Raw genomic sequence first — 16,124 nt, 5'->3', positions numbered from 1 at the left:
CGCCCTGCCCCGGGGCGGCGGAGGCTCCGTCGTCGGGGGGGGGGCATGACGCCGACGATCAGTCCCCGCGTCCCGCGCAGCCGGTTCGGCCTGCGAGGGTGAGAGCCTTGGCTCAACGAAAGGACAGCCCCACATGACTCCCCCCACCGATCTGGCCCCCGCCCAGGCGGCCGCCCGCCTGGACCGCTACACCGTCATCGACGTGCGCACCCCCGGCGAGTTCGCCTCCGGTCACCTGCCCGGAGCCCACAACATCCCCGTCGACCACCTGCACATGGCGCTGCCCGAGCTCAAGGCCGCCGCCGCCCGCGGCGAGCTCCTGATGGTCTGCGCCTCCGGGAACCGCTCCGCCTCCGCGTGCGACGAGCTGGCCGCCGCCGACATCCCCGCCGCCACCCTCGCCGGCGGCACCACGGCCTGGGCCGCGGAGGGCCACCCCCTGCACCCTTCCCAGGGGGCGCCGACGGCCTGGCCGATGGAGCGCCAGGTGCGGCTCGCCGCCGGATCCCTGGTCGTGCTCGGCCTCGCCGCGGGCACCCGATTCAAGCCCGCGCGCTGGCTGGCCGCGGGTGTCGGCGCCGGCCTGGTCTTCTCCGCCGTCACCGATACCTGTGGCATGGCCGCCGTCCTTGCCAGGCTTCCGCACAACCGCCCTCGCGCCGCGGACCTGCGCACCACGCTGGAAGCCCTGTAGTCGGCCGGTCCGCTCAGTGGATGCGGCGCGCCCGGTGCGCCCGGGTCGTGAGGCGTACATCGGCCTCCAGGACGCGGGGTGCCGCCGCCGCCCGTGCCTCGGCAACGGTGCCCCCGGCGACCTCGCGCAGCACCGCCTCCGGGGAGCCGTCGGGGTCCAGGACCAGCGTGATGCGGGCGCGCAGCCGCCGGGGGCGCCCGAGCAGCCGTACGTGGGCGCGGGCCACGCCGTCGACCGCTCGGGCGCGGTCGGCCATGACGGAGGCCAGCGCCTTGGCCGAGAGGGTGACGTCCGGTTGCCCGAGCGGCAGTTCGCGCGGGCGGCCGGTGCGGATCTGGGCCACGGCCCAGCAGAGGAACGAGACGGCGCCGACCGCGAGGGCGGCGATCACGACGGGCGTCCACCAGCCGTGATCGCGCCAGCGGCCGAGCGCCTCCTCGTCAAGCCACACCCGGTCCGCGCCGACCCGGGGCACTGCGGACGGCAGCCGCTCACGGACGGGATCCGCCGCGGACGCCAGTACGGCCCCCGTGAAGAGGAGAACTGCCGCCGCGCAGAACAGAGTTGAGCGGTTCGTGCTGTTACGGAGTCGGCTCATCGGGCGTGCTCCTCTCCACCTCGCCGGGCCCACCCCCGGCATCCGCCGGGGCGCGCCAGGCGGGTTCCGAGCTCAGCCGCACGCTCAGCCGCAGCGGCCGGGCGAGTCCGAGCCCGGCGGCCGCCGCCTCGGCGGCCTCGGCCACCGCCCGCCGTGCACCCTCCAGGTCGCCGAACCCGAGCCCGGCACGCACCCGCGCCGTACGGCGGCCGACCCTGACCCGCACCCGGCCGACGCCCGCCACGTCGCTCACGGCATCCCGCAGCAGGATCGCGACCGCCCGGCGGTCCAGGACCGCGCGCACCCCCGTCAGCGGCGGCCGCATCGGCAGGACGCCGCGCCTGCCCGGTGTGACGGCGAGGACCAGCAGCCACACTCCGAGCGCGAACGCACCGACCGCCGCGAGAACACCGGTGGTCGCGGCGCCGTCCGGGCCATGCGTGGAGAGCCACTCCATCGCGTCGGTCCGCCACCGCGCGGGAGCGTTCCCGGCCGCGTGCACCGACACCACGTCGTACAGCAGCACCCCGCAGAACGCGGTGGCGAGCAGCGCCAACACCCCTACAGGAAGGCGGCGTCGGGACCACGGCCGGTGTGCGCGCATCGCGGCGGCCTCGACCGGCGCCGCGAGCTGCCCGGCGGACAACTCGCGGCGCGCAAGGCCCCGGACGCGGATCCGCGCCGAGGACACAGTGAGGCCGGTGAGGTGGCCGGTGCGCTCGGCGACGTGCGAGCGCACGCTCTCGCCCGACTCGTCGAGGACCGCGGGGTAGGGCAGGGCCACGGTGACGTCGACCCGGGCGCGGCGGCCGCGTACGGCCGCCGAACCCTTGCGGACCTCGACCGCGCCGGGTGCCGGTACCTCCGTCGCGGCGCGTTCCGCGATGCGGCGCACCGCGCGGTCCGCGACGGTCGTCGTGCCGCGCTGTGCCGCGGGCGTGATCATCGGCGCTCCCGGTCACGCCCGCCGATGAAGGCGCGCAGGTCCGTGCCGTCGTCGACGAGACGCCCCAGGACGAAGCCGACCGCGCCGAGCGCGGCGACCAGGAGGAACGCGCCGAAGCCGCCGAACCAACCGGCGAATCCCAGGGCCATGCCCGCCATCAGGCCGACCAGAGCTGTGCTCACCACTCACCTCACACCACAGAAGGGAACGTCCTGGACCACCGGCGTGCTACTCGACGCGCGTCTCGGCGCCCGAGTCCGCGTTGTCGTCCTCGGGCAGATGGACGTCGTTGACGGCGACGTTCACCTCGACCACCTCGAGGCCGGTGATGCGCTCCACCGCCGAGATGACGTTCTCGCGCACGTCGTGGGCGACGTCCGTGATGGGCACGCCGTACTCGACGACGATGTCGAGGTCGATCGCCGTCTGCCGCTCACCGACCTCGACCTTCACCCCGCGTCCGACGTTGGGGCGCCCGCCGGGGACGCGGTCGCGCACGGCGCCGATGGTGCGCGAGAGGCCGCCGCCCATGTCGAACACGCCCGGGATCTCGCGGGCCGCCATGCCGGCGATCTTCACGACCACGACATCGGCGATCGTCGTCTTGCCCCGCGTCGCCGCCGGCTGGGCCGCGCCGGTGGCACCGCTGACGGTGATGGCTCCCGGGGCGCTCCTGCGGGCCTCGCCGGTGAGTTCCTTCTCGGCGGTGCCGGGCGTGCCTGTGTTCGAACTGAGGTCCTGCGTCGTCATGGTGGCATCTCCTCGGGGATCGTCGGGGTGTTCGGTTTTCGTAGGGGTCGTCGGGCTCTTCATCTGCTCCGACCCGAGTACCCCCGGTCCGTTACGCGCCTCACGCGAATTTCCTCGCCCGGGAGGTAGCTTTCCTGGGCCGCGTAACGCGGTGGGCCCTGCGTGTGTCGTACGAGCGCGACCGAAATGAGAGGAGCCGCGTGTGCCGGGCGACCGGGGCGGAACAGCCGACGAGGCGGAGGCGTCCGCGAGACGTGCCGACGGACTGCTCGCGGTCCGGGCGGCGGAAGGCGACGAGGAGGCCTTCGAGGCCCTCGTGCACCGGCACGCGCCGATGGCGCTGCGCCTGGCCACGCGCCTGCTCGGTAGCCGCCCGGAGGCGGAGGACGCCGTGCAGGAGTCCTTCGTCAGCGCCTGGCGCAAGCTGCCGGAGTTCCGCAGGGACGCGCAGTTCGGCACGTGGATCTACCGCATCGTGACCAATCGCTGCCTCAACGTGCTGCGCTCGCGGCGGCCCGTCGTGGCGCTCGACTGGCTGCCCGAGCCGGCCGCTCCGGAGCACGAGGTCTCGCCCGCGCGGGTGGCCGAGGGGCACGCCGCGGTGGCGGACCTGGCGCGCGCGATGGAGGGCCTCTCGCCGGAGCAGCGGGTGTGCTGGGTGCTGCGGGAGCTGGACGGAGCGTCGTACGAGTCCATCGCCGAGACGGTCGGGATCAGTACGGAGGCGGTCCGCGGCCGTGTCTTCCGTGCGCGGCGCTATCTGACGGAGGCGATGGCCGCATGGCGATGAACGGGGAATCCGTACCGGACGACGAGCGGGAGGCGGGCTTCGGAATGCTTCCCGAGGATGAACTGCTGCCCTGTGGCCGCGAGTTGTCACAGGTGTGGGAACAGTGGGAGGCGGGCGTGCCCGACCCCCACGCCGACGGCTGCCCGCACTGCGCGCAGGCCCTGGACGCCCTGCGGCAGCTGGAGGGGATCGTCACCGAGGCGCGCGACACCTCACCGCGCGAGCAGGACACCTCCGCGCTCACCGGCCGTGTCATGGACGTGGTGCGGCTGGAACTGCGGCCGGGCAGGACGCTGCCCCTGGGCGACGAGGACGAGGACGCCTGGATCGTGGAGGCCGCGGCGGCACGGACGGTGCGGGCCGCCGCGGAGTCCCTGCCGGGCGTGCGCGCGGGAAGCTGCCGCATCGGCCCGCTGGACGAGGCGAAGGCCCCCGCGCCCGCGGGACGCCTCGCGCGCGGGCCGGTCAGGATCCGCATCGAGGTGCAGGTCCCGCTGCCCTGGAACCTGCCGGAGGTCGCCGATCGGGTGCGGGGCCGGGTCCTCGAAGCGGTGGACGAGGAACTGGGGATGCGGATCGCGGTCGTCGACGTGACGATCAGCGATCTCATCGACGACACGGAGGACGACAGCGCGGAAGGGCGGCAGCGGTGAGCGATCGAGACGTTTCGCGCGAGGTGGCGAACGCCGTCATAGAGGCGGTCCTCGGTACTCCGGGAGTGGCCTTCCTGCGGCCGGGTCTGGCGGACCTCCTGCGCTCTTCCGCTGTGCTGAGGCGCGGTCTCCCCAGCACCCCGGCGGGCTCCGCGGGCGTGCAGGTGCGGCGGGAGAAGGACAGCCGGAGCTGGAGCGTGGAGGTGTACGTCGTCCTGCACCGGGGGCGGCGGACCCTGGACGTGACCCGAGAGGTGCGCTCGGCGGCGGCCGAGGCCGTCCGGCTGGCGACCGGAGGGCCGGCGACTGAAGGGCCGGCGGCCGGAGAGCCGGGCACGCCCCGGGTCACCGTCACGGTCACCGGCCTCGTCTGAGTCGCCCCCGGGTGCCTCGTCTCGGGGCCCTCGGGGGAGCGTGGGGGCTGACATTCAAGCTACCGGTGAGTAAGGTCGCGGGACGAGGAACGGAGTTGTCATGACCCGCACGTTCACAGTGGCACGCAGCATCCTGGTCGAGGCGTCACCGCAGACGGTGTACGAGCAGGTCAGCCAACCCGCTCTGATGGGGCGCTGGAGTCCCGAGAACCTCGGCGCGACCGTGCCCGGAGGCGACGTGCCCGCCGCCGTCGGCCTGGTCTTCGAGGGGCACAACAAGCGCGGCCCGTTCCGCTGGACCACCCGCTGCACGGTGACCAAGGCCGAGCCGGGGCGGCGCTTCGCCTTCCGCGTGCACGCGATCGGGCTGAAGCGCCCCCGGCTGCGGGCCCCCATCGCCACCTGGGAGTACCGCTTCGAGGACAGCGACGGCGGCACCAAGGTGACCGAGACGTGGACGGACGACAGGCGTTCCTGGCCCACCTTCGCGGCCAACGCCTTCGACCGTCTGGCCACGGGCGGCCGCACCTTCGCGGTCTTCCAGGTCGGCAACATCGACCGGACGCTGAAGAACCTCAAGCGGGAGCTAGAGACGGCTCGTTGACCGCGCGGCGGCCTGGTCGGCCCCGTCGGTGGTGCCGCCGCCGGGCGGTCCGGTGATCGGGGCGATCGGCGTGTCGGCCGCGCGCACCCAGCGCGGCCCCTCGGGCCCGTACACCCCGCGCGGCTCCGGGAACGCCCCGAGCAGGGCGAGATAGACGATGGCCGCGACGGCCGCTCCCAGCGGGAGGCTGATGTCGGTGCCGTTCGCGAGGTCGCCGAGCGGCCCGACGAACTGTCCGGGGATGTTGGTGAACAGCACGCCGGTCACCGCGCCGGTCCACCAGGCGGCCATGCCGCGCCAGTTCCAGCCACGCGCGAACCAGTAGCGGCCGCCGTGCTGCCGGCGCGTGAAGACCTGCAGCGCCTCGGGGTCGTACCAGCCGCGCCGGGTGACGTAGCCGAGCATCATGACGATCATCCACGGCACGGTGCAGGTGATGATCATCGTGGCGAAGGTGGAGATCGCCTGGACGAGGTTGAAGCCGAACCGGCCCACGAAGATGAACGTGATGGACAGGACGCCGATCAGAACGGTGGCCCGGACGCGGCTGAGCCGCGGGAACACCGAGGAGAAGTCGAGGCCGGTCCCGTACAGCGCGGTGGTCCCGGTCGACATGCCGCCGATCAGGGCGATCAGGCAGACCGGCAGGAAGTACCAGCCGGGCGCGATCGCGAGCAGGCCGCCGACGAAATTGGGGGCGGCCGGGTCCATGTACTTCGGCGCCCGCTCGGCGATGATCGCCGCCGTCGCCAGGCCGAAGCCGAACGGCAGGACCGTGGCGACCTGTGAGAGGAAGGCGGCTCCCATCACCTTGCGGCGAGGGGTCTCGGCGGGGATGTAGCGCGCCCAGTCGCCCAGGAAGGCGCCGAAGGAGACCGGGTTGGACAGCACGATCAGCGCGGCGCCGATGAAGGAGGGCCAGAACAGGTCCTGGGTGGCCTGATCGGCGTCCGTGGTGAAGATCCCCGCGTACGAGGGGTCGAAGTCTCCCGCGAAGGCGACGAGGCCGAGCACGAAAAGGAGGGTCGCCGCCACCACCGCGACCTTGTTGACGAGCAGCATGAAGCGGAAGCCGTAGACACACACGGCGAGGACGAGGGCGGCGAAGACCGCGTACGCGCAGCCGTAGGCCACGTCGCTCTCCGGTACGCCGAGCAGCCGGTGCGCCCCGCCGATGAGCGCGTCGCCCGAGCTCCACACCGACAGGGAGAAGAACGCCACGGCGGTCAGCAGGGAGAGGAAGGAGCCGACGATCCTGCCGTGCACGCCCAGATGGGCCGACGAGGAGACGGCGTTGTTCGTGCCGTTGCGTGGCCCGAACACCGCCATCGGGGCAAGGAGCAGCGAACCGACGAGCAGCCCCAGGAGCATCGCCGCGAGCCCCTGCCAGAAGGAGAGCCCGAACAGGATCGGGAACGCCCCGAGCACGCAGGTGGCGAAGGTGTTGGCGCCGCCGAACGCGAGCCGGAACAGATCGAGCGGTCCCGCGGTGCGGTCCGCGTCAGGGATGCGTTCGACTCCGTGCGTCTCGACCTCGGTGACGGACGGAGATGGCTCCTTGGGCACAGGCGGCTCCCTGGTCGGCGGCACCGCGGCGCGCGAGGTGCTGGGGCGGAAATGCAGGGACCGTAAACGCCGTGCGCCGCGGCGCACCAGTGCCCGATTCGCACTGCGCGCGCCGGGCCGGTGGATGAATCGCACATCTACCTGCGCGATCGCCCCTACAGAGCGTCGAGTTCGCGGACCACCGTCATGTCGTCGAAGGGGATGAGCTGTTCGCCGACTATCTGGTGCGGCTCGCTGCCCTTGCCCGCGACGAGCACGATGTCGCCCCGCCGGGCGACGGACAGCGCGTGCGCGATCGCGGCGCGGCGGTCGGCCTCGCGGTGAAAAGGCGTCCCCGTGGACACCAGGCCGGGAACGATCTGGTCCAGGATGGCCTCGGGATCTTCGTTGCGGGGGTTGTCCGAGGTGAGGACGCACAGATCGGAGTGACGACCGGCGATCTCGCCCATCAGGGCCCGCTTGGTTGTGTCACGGTCGCCGCCGCAGCCGAAGACGGTGATCACCGACCCCGTCGCGAAGCCGCGGATCGTGGCGAGGACCTTCTCCAGGGAGTCAGGGGAGTGCGCGTAGTCGACGATGGCATGGGCCCCTCGCGCGGTGGTGAAGCGTTCGAGCCGGCCCGGAGTGAGCGGCATCCGGTCCAAGGCCTCGACGAGCGCGGGCAGTTCGTGCCCCAGCAGATGGCACGCGGCGAGGGTGGCCAGGGCGTTGGACACCGAGAAGCGCCCCGGTATCGGGATCGCGGCGGGGAACTTGCGGCCGTCGTGGTGGAGCGTGAAGCGGGTGCCCTCCGGGTCCACGACCAGGTCGCTCGCCCGGTAGTCCGCCGGCGCGTCCAGGCCGTACGTGGTCACCGAGCCCGGCATCATCGCGGTGATCTCGGCGCTGACGGGGTCGTCGGCGTTGACCACCGCGCGGTCGCAGAGCCCCGCGAACAGGCGCAGCTTGGCGTTCTTGTAGTGCTCCATCGTTCCGTGGTCGTCCAGGTGGTCCTGGGTGAGATTGGTGAAGACGCCGATGCTCACGGGCACATGGTCGAGGCGCTGCTGCAGCAGACCCATGGACGTGGCCTCCAGCACCACACTGCTGGTGTTCCGGTCGCGCATGTGGCCGAGAAGGTAGTGCAGGTCCGGCGACTCGGGGGTGCTCAGGACCGACCGCGGCATCGGGATCCGCTCCGTGCCGATCCGGCTTCCCGAAGTGCCGATCACTCCCACTTTCGCGCCCGTGGCCAGCCTGAGCGCCGACTCGATCATGTACGAGACGGAGGTCTTGCCGTTCGTCCCCGTGATCGCCACGACGTCCATCGCCCGGCCGGGTTCGCCGTGGTACCGGGAGGCGACGAGCGAGGCGGCCGCCCGTGCGTCGCTCACCCGCACCACGCACACCCGCCCCGGGGGTTCCGCGTCCGGCAGCGCGCCGTCCTCGGCGAGGACGGCCACCGCCCCTCGTTCCAGTGCCCGGCTGATGCCCCCGGGTCCGCCCTCCTCATGGCCGGGAACGGCGATGTAGAGCGAGCCGGACGTCACCTGTCCGGCATCGAAGGTCACTCCCGCGGTGACCGGAACTTCCGGGTCGCCGTGCAGAACGTGGTGGTCGTGCCCGTCGAGCAATGCGCTGAGCTTCACAACAGTCCCCTCGAAGGCGGTCCGCGGCACACCGCGCACGCCCGGCCTGAGGGGCAGGGCGGCGGCGAGCCGGAATCCGCGGTGATACGCGTAAGGCGAGCGGGCCCCACAGGGGGATATCTGCGTGCGGCCGAAGGGCCAGGACGGCCGGGGACGCTACCTGCGGGCCGCACGACCGGTCGCTGGGGACCTTCTGGGCCGTGGAGGGCTGAGCACAGGTGGCCGGGCGGAGCAGGGGCCTGCCCGACACCGCTTCATTGTACGGCCGTGCGGGTTCGCCGCGGACAGACCGGAATGTGCCCCGCGTTCGCCGCTTTCCACTGTGGACACCTGAAGGACTATTGACGCGGACGCGTCACTCGGTATGGTCTAGTCCAACGGTAGGAGCCATTCCGGAGAGCTGCAGCTCCCGGTGCTCCGGTGTGATCACCGGTGGATCCTGCCGCGTCTCTTCGCGCCTCCCACCCCTCACGCGCGCTCAAGAGACGGACCTGTATCCCTCCCCCCCCCACCACGTGACGGGTGGCCGTGCGCACGCATGGGCCGACCCGCCAAGGAGTGATCCCTCATGCGTCCTCGTGTCCTTGCCGCGCTGACCGCGACCGCGTCCGCCGCCGCACTCGCCCTCTTGACCCTCGCACCCAACGCCTCCGCCGAGAAGGCGGCACCGGGGGAGCGGGCCGCGGCGGAATTCCTCGTCAGCGAGGCCCAGTTCAACGAGATGTTCCCGAACCGGAACTCCTTCTACACCTACAGCGGGCTCACCCAGGCGCTCAGCGCCTACCCCGAGTTCACCGAGACCGGCAGTGACACCGTACGCAAGCAGGAGGCCGCGGCCTTCCTGGCGAACGTCAGTCACGAGACGGGCGGCCTGGTGCACGTCGTCGAGCAGAACACCGCGAACTACCCGCACTACTGCGACAGTTCGCAGCCCTACGGCTGCCCGGCGGGCAACGACAAGTACTACGGCCGCGGCCCGATCCAGCTCAGCTGGAACTTCAACTACAAGGCGGCGGGCGACGCCCTGAACATCGACCTCCTGAACAACCCCGACCTCGTGCAGAACGATCCGGCCGTGGCATGGAAGACCGGCCTCTGGTACTGGAACACGCAGAACGGCCCGGGAACCATGACGCCGCACAACGCCATGGTCAACGGCGCGGGATTCGGCGAGACGATCCGCAGCATCAACGGAACCCTCGAATGCGACGGAGCCAACCCCGGGCAGATGCAGAGCCGCGTCAACAACTACACGAAGTTCACCGGCATCCTCGGCGTCGCCCCGGGCGACAAGCTCAGCTGCTGACGGCCCCGGCCGCCGGGCCCGTGCTCCCCCTCGCTCCATCGGTTTCGACCCGATGGGGCGAGGGGCGATTTTCGGCCAACATTAGTGTAGTGCTCAACGATCGGCCGGGAGGGGCTGGTTGGCTCCGTAAGTGATCAATAGCCTGGAGCGCGTCGCCTTTCCCGACCTAGGAGCCACATGTCCACCGCGCAGCAGGTCCCTGACATCCTCTCGCCCGAGTTCGCCAAGGATCCGTACCCGGCCTACCAGGCGATGCGGGAGAACGCGCCGCTCTTCTGGCACGAGGCGACACAGAGCTGGATCATCTCGCGGTACGGGGACGTCGAGCGCGTGTTCAAGGACAAGGCCTCGCAGTTCACCACCGACAACTACGACTGGCAGATCGAGCCCGTCCACGGCAAGACGATCCTCCAGCTCAGTGGCCGCGAGCACTCCGTGCGGCGCGCGCTCGTCGCACCGGCCTTCCGCGGCAGTGACCTGCAGGAGAAATTCCTGCCCGTCATAGAACGCAACTCCCGTGAACTCATCGACACCTTCCGGCACACCGGCAGCGTCGACCTGGTCGAGGGCTACGCCACCCGCTTCCCCGTCAACGTCATCGCCGACATGCTCGGCCTCGACAAGTCCGACCACGCCCGCTTCCACGGCTGGTACACCACCGTCATCGCCTTCCTCGGCAACCTGGCGGGCGACGCCGAGGTCGCGGCGGCCGGTGAACGCACCCGGGTGGAGTTCGCCGACTACATGATCCCGATCATCCGGGAGCGCCGCGACAACCTCGGCGACGACCTGCTCTCCACGCTGTGCGCCGCCGAGGTGGACGGCGTACGCATGAGCGACGAGGACATCAAGGCCTTCTGCAGCCTGCTGCTCGCGGCGGGCGGCGAGACCACCGACAAGGCCATCGCCAGCATCTTCGCCAACCTCCTCATGCACCCCGAGCAGCTCGAAGCCGTCCGGCAGGACCGCAGCCTGATCGCCCGCGCCTTTGCCGAGACCCTGCGGTACACACCGCCCGTCCACATGATCATGCGGCAGTCCGCGACCGACGTGGAGGTCACCGGCGGCACCATCCCCACCGGCGCCACGGTCACCTGCCTGATCGGCTCGGCCAACCGTGACGAGGAGCGCTACCGCGAGCCGGACCGCTTCGACATCTTCCGCGACGACCTGACCACGACGACCGCGTTCTCCGCCGCCGCCGACCATCTGTCCTTCGCTCTCGGCCGGCACTTCTGCGTGGGCGCGCTGCTCGCCAAGGCCGAGGTGGAGATCGGCGTCGACCAACTCCTCGACGCGATGCCGGACGTGCGGCTCGCGAAGGGCTTCGACCCCGTGGAGCAGGGTGTGTTCACCCGGGGGCCGCAGTCGCTTCCGGTGGAGTTCACGCCCGCCACCGCCTGACCGCTCCGGGGCGCCGCCCGAAGGCGGCGCCCCGGCACCGGCTCAGTGCGCCACAGGCGTGAACTGCACCGGAAGTGACGTCAGACCGCGCATCCAGATGGACGGCCGCCAGGTCAACTCGTGCGGCTCCACCGCGAGCACCAGGTCGGGCAGCCGCTCCAGGAGCGTCTCGACCGCGGTCCTCGCGATGACGTCGGCGAGGAGCGGGGCCGGGTACGGGCAGCGGTGCTCGCCGTGGCTGAAGGACAGGTGCGCGGAGTTCTCCGGGCCGACGTGCGACTCGGGCCAGATCTGCGGGTCGGTGTTGGCCGCGGCGAGGCCGAGCACCAGACAGTCGCCCGCACGGATCTGCCGCCCGCCGAGCTGGGTGTCGCGCACCGCCCAGCGGCCGATGAAGTTCTGCGTCGGCGTGTCCAGCCACAACACCTCGTTGAGCGCCTCGCCCACGCTCAGCCGCCCGCCGGACACGTTGAGCGCGAACCGCTCGTCGGTCAGCATCAACCGCAGCGTGTTGCAGATCCAGTTGGCCGTCGGCTGCTGGGCCGCCGCGATGATGGAGATCAGGTCCTGGACGATCTCCTCGTCGGTGAGGCCCGCCGAGTGCGTCAGCATCCGCGACGTGACGTCGGCGCCGGGCTTCTCCCGCTTCTCCTTGACCAGGAGTTGGATGCGCTCGGCGACGCGCGTGTAGGCCGCCACGGGGTCGTCGCCCTCGTGCGCGTCGAGCGAGATCCGCAGGTCGTCCACCAGCTGCTGGGTGTCCGTGCTCGCCTCCGGCATGCCGCACATCTGCACCGCGGCCACCATGGGCAGCGCGTGCGCGTACGCGTCCATCAGCTCGGCCTGGCCGCTGCCGGCGAACTCGGCGATCAGCCGGTCGGCGATCCGGGCGCTGTCCCGGGCGAGTTCGAACTGGTCGACCCCTTCGAGGGCCTCCGTGATGACCCCGGCCCGCCTGCGGTGCTCCTCGCCCTCGGCGAACAGGACCGAGGGCTGGTAGCCGACGAACGGCAGCAGCGGCCAGTCGGCGGGAATGTTCTCCCACTGGTTCCAGCGCCGCGAGTCACGGGCGAACAGCTCGTCGTGCCCCGTCACATAACTGACCTCGGAGTAGCCGAGCACCAGCCACGCGGGCACGTCACCGTCGAGGAGCACCGGCGCCACCGCGCCGTGCTCCCTGCGCAGGCTGCGGTAGAGCTGCGACGGCGTCTGCTGGTACTCCAGACCGCCCAGGCGCACCGCGCCCGTACCCGCGTGCGCCGGGCACCCGGGCGGCGGGCTCTGCTCGAAGGGGGATCCGGTCGGCTCGGTCACGTTGTCATCTCCTGGGCCATGGCCAGTGCGTAGAGGTGGTCCACGAGGGTGATCAGGACGTCCTTGCCCGACGACCTCACCCGTGCGTCGCAGTCGATCAGCGGCACGTGGTCGGGCAGCGCGAGCGCCTGCCGGATCTCCTCCAGCGAATGGGTCGAGGTGTCGTCGTCGAACCGGTTGACGGCCACCACGAACGGCGTCTTGTGGTGTTCGAGCCGGTCGATGGCGTACCAGGAGTCGTCCATCCGCCGTGTGTCGACCAGGACGACCGCCCCGAGCGTGCCGGAGAAGAGCCGGTCCCACAGGAACCAGAAGCGCTCCTGCCCGGGAGCGCCGAACAGGTAGAGGACCACACGCTCGTTGAGGCTGATGCGGCCGAAGTCGAACGCCACGGTCGTCGTGGTCTTGGCGGCCACGTCGGCCGTCTCGTCGACGCCGACACCGGCCTGCGTCATCACCTCTTCGGTGTTCAGCGGACGGATCTCGCTGACCGAGCGGACCAGCGTGGTCTTGCCGACCCCGAAGCCGCCCACGACGACGATCTTCAGGCCGGTCTCGGCAGTGTCGGACAGCGGCGTCCGGGAGGGCAGCTCAGATGTTGCGGAGCCCATGGAGCACCTCCTTGAGAAGGGCGGAATCGGGGATCGAGGCGGCCGAGCCGGCCGCGCGGGGGTGGCGGGCGGTGATCCGGCCCATCGCGAGCAGGTCACCAAGGAGGATCCGCACCACCGTGATCGGCAGCTTCATCTCCGCCGCGATCTCCACCACGGCCGTCGGATGCCGGCACAGTTCGAGGATCCGTACGTGCTCCGACTGCATCCCGGCAGTGGGCTCGCACTCGCTCACCACCAGCGTGACCAGGTCGAACGAATCGTCGTCGGCGCGGCTGCGACCGCCGGTGACCGTGTAGAGCCGGTCCGGATCACCGATGTCCACGGGCCTGCGCGGCGTCACGAGGAGCCGCTGCCTTCGGTCTGGGCGCGCGGCTCGGCGCGCAGGTGCTCACCGATCTGTTCGACCAGTTCGGTCATCTGATGCCCCACCACTCCGGGATCGGCGTTCTCCTCCGCCACCACCGCCAGGTGCGCTCCCTGGCCGGCCTCGACGATGAAGAGCAGCCCGCCGTGGAACTCGGTCATGGAGTGCCGGACGCCGCCGGTCCCGTCGCCGAACTCCATGGAGGCGCCCTGGGCAAGCGCCTGGATACCGGAGCAGATCGCCGCCAGCTGGTCAGCCTGGTCGAGCGTCAGATGCTCGCTCCAGCACAGCTTCAGGCCGTCCCGGGAGAGCACCAGGGCGTGCCGCGTACCGGGGGTGCGCTTCAGGAGGCTCTGCAGGAGCCAGGTCAGGCTGTTGTCAGTGGTCTGCATGGTAGGCGGGGCGAGATGCGCGGGTCGTCCGGTCACCTGCCCGTCCCTCCAATCTCACGAATTACGAGCGGGGAAGGGGGCGCCAGAGCCCGGGCGCCGTGCGGGTGGCTTCGGTCTACTCGGCGGGCGGCGGCCCGGATTCGGCGGGGGACTCGGGCGCCGCGGGGGAGCCGGGCACGTCGCCCGCCGCCCGCCGCCCGCGGTGGAAGGCACCGAAACGGGACCCGGCGTCGCGCGGCGGCAGCCCCGCGTCGCCGGAGAGCGCCCCGGATCCGGCCGCTGCGTCGGACGCCGCCCTGCGCTGCTCGCGCTCGCGCTCCGCCTCGGCCATGGTGCGTCCGGGGGCGCGCACGGGCAGGCCGTTGGGTGTGGCGGCCGCGGGACGTGCGTGCGCCGGCCCTGGCTCCGCCGGAGCGGCCGCGGGCTGTGCGGGGGCGGCGGGCTGCTCGGGGGCCGCGGGGATCTCCGGGGCCGGCGGTGCGGGGGCCGCCGGGAGCGGCGCTGGCGCCGGCTCGACGCCGCGCGGGGCGAGCTGCTGGGGAGCGGGGTCGCGCTGCTGGGCCAGGAGCTGCGGGGGCAGCAGCACCACGACGCCCGTGCCGCCGCGTGAGGAGGGGCGGAAGTTGACGCTCATGCCGTACTTGGCGGCGAGGCGCCCGACCACCGCGAGACCGAGGCGGGTCCCCTGCAGCGAGGCCAGGTCCGTGATGTTCCCGGAGACCGACTCCTCCGCGCGGCGCATCGCCGCGTCGGCCATCTTCAGGCCGCTGTCCTCGATCGTCACGACGATCCCGGCGCTGCGCTCCTCCACATAGACGTGCACCTCGTCGATGGGCGGGGAGAAGTTCGCCGCGTTGTCCATGAGTTCGGCGAGGACGTGCATGACGCCCTCGGCGGCGAATCCGGCGATGGCCACAGTCGTCGAGCAGTGCAGCCGCACCCGCTGGTACGCGGAGATCCGGCCCACCGCGCCCCGCAGGATGCTCTCCATGACGATCGGCTTGTTCCAGGCGCGGCTGGAACGGCCACCCATCAGCAGGGCGAGACGGTCGGTCATGAGACCCAGCTGCGAGGTGCTGTGGTCCAGGCGCAGCAGATCGCCGAAGACCTCCACGCCGTGCCGCTCCTGCATGTCGCGCAGGTCGGCGAGCATGCTCACGGACTTGGCCTGCACGCGGCTCAGCGCCTTGGCGGAGGCGGCCTGCGCCGCCGCGGCGCGCCGCTCGCTGTAGGCGAGCTCCCGGATGAACGATTCAGCGGGTACCCGCAGCAGGGGATTGCGCGGCCAGTCGAGGCCGGCGAGGACCGTGTCGGCGGAGGCGCCCTCGCGCAGCCGCTCGATCGCGGTGGGCAGCGTCACCGCCGTCAACTGGTCCAATTCCGCCGCGGCCTGTGCGAGTTGACCCTGGGCCTGGTCGCGCCGCGAGTCGACGTCGGCCGCGTGCCGCACGGTCTCCTCCACCACGGAGGCGAACTCGTGGACGATCTGGCGCAGTTGCGGATCCGACGGCGGCGCCGTCTGCGCCAGGGTCTCGCTCGCGCTTGTCCCGTCACGCAGCCGTTTCATCACGGTCGGCAGCGTGACGGTCAGCAGGTGCGCGGACTCGGCACCCTGACGCGCGATCTGCGCCTTGAGGGCGGCGGCCTCGGCGTGGTCCGCGTCAGCGGCCGCACGGACCCGCTTGACGTGCAGGGACGTCGTCACAAGCGCGATCGCCAGACACAGCCAGCCGGCCAGGACCGAAGCCACCGTCCAGACCCGGGCGTTGTCCGGTGCCATGACGCCCGCCACGGCACCGGCCACGGCGGTCACCACCAGCACGACCACGGGCAGGGTCGACGCGGGCCGGCGCGCCTTCGCTATTCGGTGCGGGCTGGGAGGAGCAGGCACGGGCATTCAGCGGTCCCTCGGTCCTTGAGTGCAGGTAAGCAACGAGCCGACCGATGTACGCATCGGTCGCGGGCCCGGCGGGAACGCCAAGAGGACGGCGATCTTCCGGACCACACATCGCGCCATGCTAGTCACCCCGCGGAGCGCCGAGGACAGCGAGGCGGAACAGGCCGCCCCGAAGGGGCTTTCGTCGCGATCTGACCCCTCGAACACGGCGCCGTGATAATGGAGTTCGA

The 16,124-nt window shown here is 71.7% G+C and carries 18 protein-coding genes; 7 read left to right on the top strand and 11 right to left on the bottom strand.

What is annotated here, in order from left to right:
• The first annotated feature begins 133 nt into the window (after positions 1-133).
• Entirely contained in the window at positions 134-694 is a 561-nt protein-coding gene (locus ACZ5U5_RS04020; protein ID WP_469015879.1) for a rhodanese-like domain-containing protein, read from the top strand.
• Positions 695-707: 13 nt separating this feature from the next.
• Here the strand turns inward: ACZ5U5_RS04020 and ACZ5U5_RS04015 are convergent, their stop codons facing one another.
• From ACZ5U5_RS04015 to ACZ5U5_RS04000, 4 genes are read right to left on the bottom strand one after another with little or no spacing between them, the layout of a single operon-like run.
• The gene (locus ACZ5U5_RS04015; RefSeq protein ID WP_469015876.1) at positions 708-1,292 is read right to left on the bottom strand and encodes a hypothetical protein; all 585 of its coding nucleotides are present in this window, start codon (positions 1,290-1,292) and stop codon (positions 708-710) included.
• Positions 1,276-2,238, bottom strand: a complete 963-nt coding sequence (locus ACZ5U5_RS04010) for a DUF6286 domain-containing Asp23/Gls24 family envelope stress response protein (RefSeq protein WP_469015874.1) — start codon at positions 2,236-2,238, stop codon at positions 1,276-1,278. Before ACZ5U5_RS04010 ends, ACZ5U5_RS04015 begins: the two co-directional genes overlap by 17 nt.
• The gene (locus ACZ5U5_RS04005; protein WP_365821589.1) at positions 2,235-2,420 is read right to left on the bottom strand and encodes a hypothetical protein; all 186 of its coding nucleotides are present in this window, start codon (positions 2,418-2,420) and stop codon (positions 2,235-2,237) included. The genes ACZ5U5_RS04010 and ACZ5U5_RS04005 overlap by 4 nt, the downstream gene beginning before the upstream one ends.
• A 46-nt stretch (positions 2,421-2,466) precedes the next feature.
• Positions 2,467-2,988, bottom strand: coding sequence for an Asp23/Gls24 family envelope stress response protein (locus tag ACZ5U5_RS04000; protein ID WP_469015872.1), 522 nt, complete (start codon positions 2,986-2,988; stop codon positions 2,467-2,469).
• A 265-nt stretch (positions 2,989-3,253) separates the two neighbouring features.
• Here ACZ5U5_RS04000 and ACZ5U5_RS03995 point away from each other — a divergent pair, with 265 nt between their 5' ends.
• From ACZ5U5_RS03995 to ACZ5U5_RS03980, 4 genes are all read left to right on the top strand, one after another.
• On the top strand, positions 3,254-3,778 hold the full coding sequence (locus ACZ5U5_RS03995) for an RNA polymerase sigma factor (RefSeq protein ID WP_469016943.1): 525 nt from the start codon (positions 3,254-3,256) through the stop codon (positions 3,776-3,778).
• The gene (locus tag ACZ5U5_RS03990; RefSeq protein WP_469015869.1) at positions 3,769-4,431 is read left to right on the top strand and encodes an Asp23/Gls24 family envelope stress response protein; all 663 of its coding nucleotides are present in this window, start codon (positions 3,769-3,771) and stop codon (positions 4,429-4,431) included. The genes ACZ5U5_RS03995 and ACZ5U5_RS03990 overlap by 10 nt, the downstream gene beginning before the upstream one ends.
• The gene (locus tag ACZ5U5_RS03985) at positions 4,428-4,805 is read left to right on the top strand and encodes an Asp23/Gls24 family envelope stress response protein (protein WP_469015867.1); all 378 of its coding nucleotides are present in this window, start codon (positions 4,428-4,430) and stop codon (positions 4,803-4,805) included. The genes ACZ5U5_RS03990 and ACZ5U5_RS03985 overlap by 4 nt, the downstream gene beginning before the upstream one ends.
• A 100-nt stretch (positions 4,806-4,905) precedes the next feature.
• Positions 4,906-5,409: an SRPBCC family protein gene (locus tag ACZ5U5_RS03980; RefSeq protein WP_469015865.1), complete on the top strand. Its 504-nt coding sequence runs from the start codon at positions 4,906-4,908 to the stop codon at positions 5,407-5,409.
• On the opposite strand, the gene ACZ5U5_RS03975 is transcribed toward ACZ5U5_RS03980, so the two are convergent.
• Both ACZ5U5_RS03975 and ACZ5U5_RS03970 read right to left on the bottom strand, forming a co-directional pair.
• The gene (locus ACZ5U5_RS03975; protein ID WP_469015862.1) at positions 5,392-6,975 is read right to left on the bottom strand and encodes a purine-cytosine permease family protein; all 1,584 of its coding nucleotides are present in this window, start codon (positions 6,973-6,975) and stop codon (positions 5,392-5,394) included. The genes ACZ5U5_RS03980 and ACZ5U5_RS03975 overlap by 18 nt on opposite strands.
• Positions 6,976-7,130: 155 nt before the next feature.
• A complete protein-coding gene (locus ACZ5U5_RS03970) occupies positions 7,131-8,603 on the bottom strand; it encodes a UDP-N-acetylmuramoyl-L-alanyl-D-glutamate--2,6-diaminopimelate ligase (RefSeq protein ID WP_469015860.1) in 1,473 nt (490 codons plus the stop codon).
• 568 nt (positions 8,604-9,171) lie between these two features.
• Between ACZ5U5_RS03970 and ACZ5U5_RS03965 the strand changes: the two genes are divergently transcribed.
• Entirely contained in the window at positions 9,172-9,909 is a 738-nt protein-coding gene (locus ACZ5U5_RS03965; RefSeq protein ID WP_469015857.1) for a chitinase, read from the top strand.
• Between the two features lie 177 nt (positions 9,910-10,086).
• A complete protein-coding gene (locus ACZ5U5_RS03960) occupies positions 10,087-11,313 on the top strand; it encodes a cytochrome P450 (RefSeq protein WP_469015854.1) in 1,227 nt (408 codons plus the stop codon).
• Between the two features lie 42 nt (positions 11,314-11,355).
• Here the strand turns inward: ACZ5U5_RS03960 and ACZ5U5_RS03955 are convergent, their stop codons facing one another.
• The 5 genes from ACZ5U5_RS03955 to ACZ5U5_RS03935 all read right to left on the bottom strand — a co-directional run bounded on the left by ACZ5U5_RS03955 (position 11,356) and on the right by ACZ5U5_RS03935 (position 15,894).
• Positions 11,356-12,627, bottom strand: a complete 1,272-nt coding sequence (locus ACZ5U5_RS03955) for a cytochrome P450 (RefSeq protein WP_469015851.1) — start codon at positions 12,625-12,627, stop codon at positions 11,356-11,358.
• Positions 12,624-13,238 carry a GTP-binding protein gene (locus ACZ5U5_RS03950; RefSeq protein ID WP_363206275.1) on the bottom strand — a complete coding sequence of 205 codons (615 nt, stop codon included), beginning with the start codon at positions 13,236-13,238 and terminating at the stop codon, positions 12,624-12,626. Before ACZ5U5_RS03950 ends, ACZ5U5_RS03955 begins: the two co-directional genes overlap by 4 nt.
• On the bottom strand, positions 13,219-13,581 hold the full coding sequence (locus ACZ5U5_RS03945) for a DUF742 domain-containing protein (protein WP_361840052.1): 363 nt from the start codon (positions 13,579-13,581) through the stop codon (positions 13,219-13,221). The genes ACZ5U5_RS03950 and ACZ5U5_RS03945 overlap by 20 nt, the downstream gene beginning before the upstream one ends.
• Positions 13,578-13,997 (bottom strand): roadblock/LC7 domain-containing protein, encoded by a 420-nt coding sequence (locus tag ACZ5U5_RS03940; RefSeq protein WP_363206274.1) that lies wholly within the window; start codon positions 13,995-13,997, stop codon positions 13,578-13,580. The genes ACZ5U5_RS03945 and ACZ5U5_RS03940 overlap by 4 nt, the downstream gene beginning before the upstream one ends.
• 115 nt (positions 13,998-14,112) lie before the next feature.
• On the bottom strand, positions 14,113-15,894 hold the full coding sequence (locus tag ACZ5U5_RS03935; RefSeq protein ID WP_469015847.1) for a sensor histidine kinase: 1,782 nt from the start codon (positions 15,892-15,894) through the stop codon (positions 14,113-14,115).
• Positions 15,895-16,124 lie beyond the last annotated feature (230 nt).

The organism is Streptomyces sp. NPDC033177 (assembly GCF_055577715.1).
Note: the sequence above shows the minus strand (reverse complement) of the source record. Positions and strands in the feature narration are given on the sequence as shown.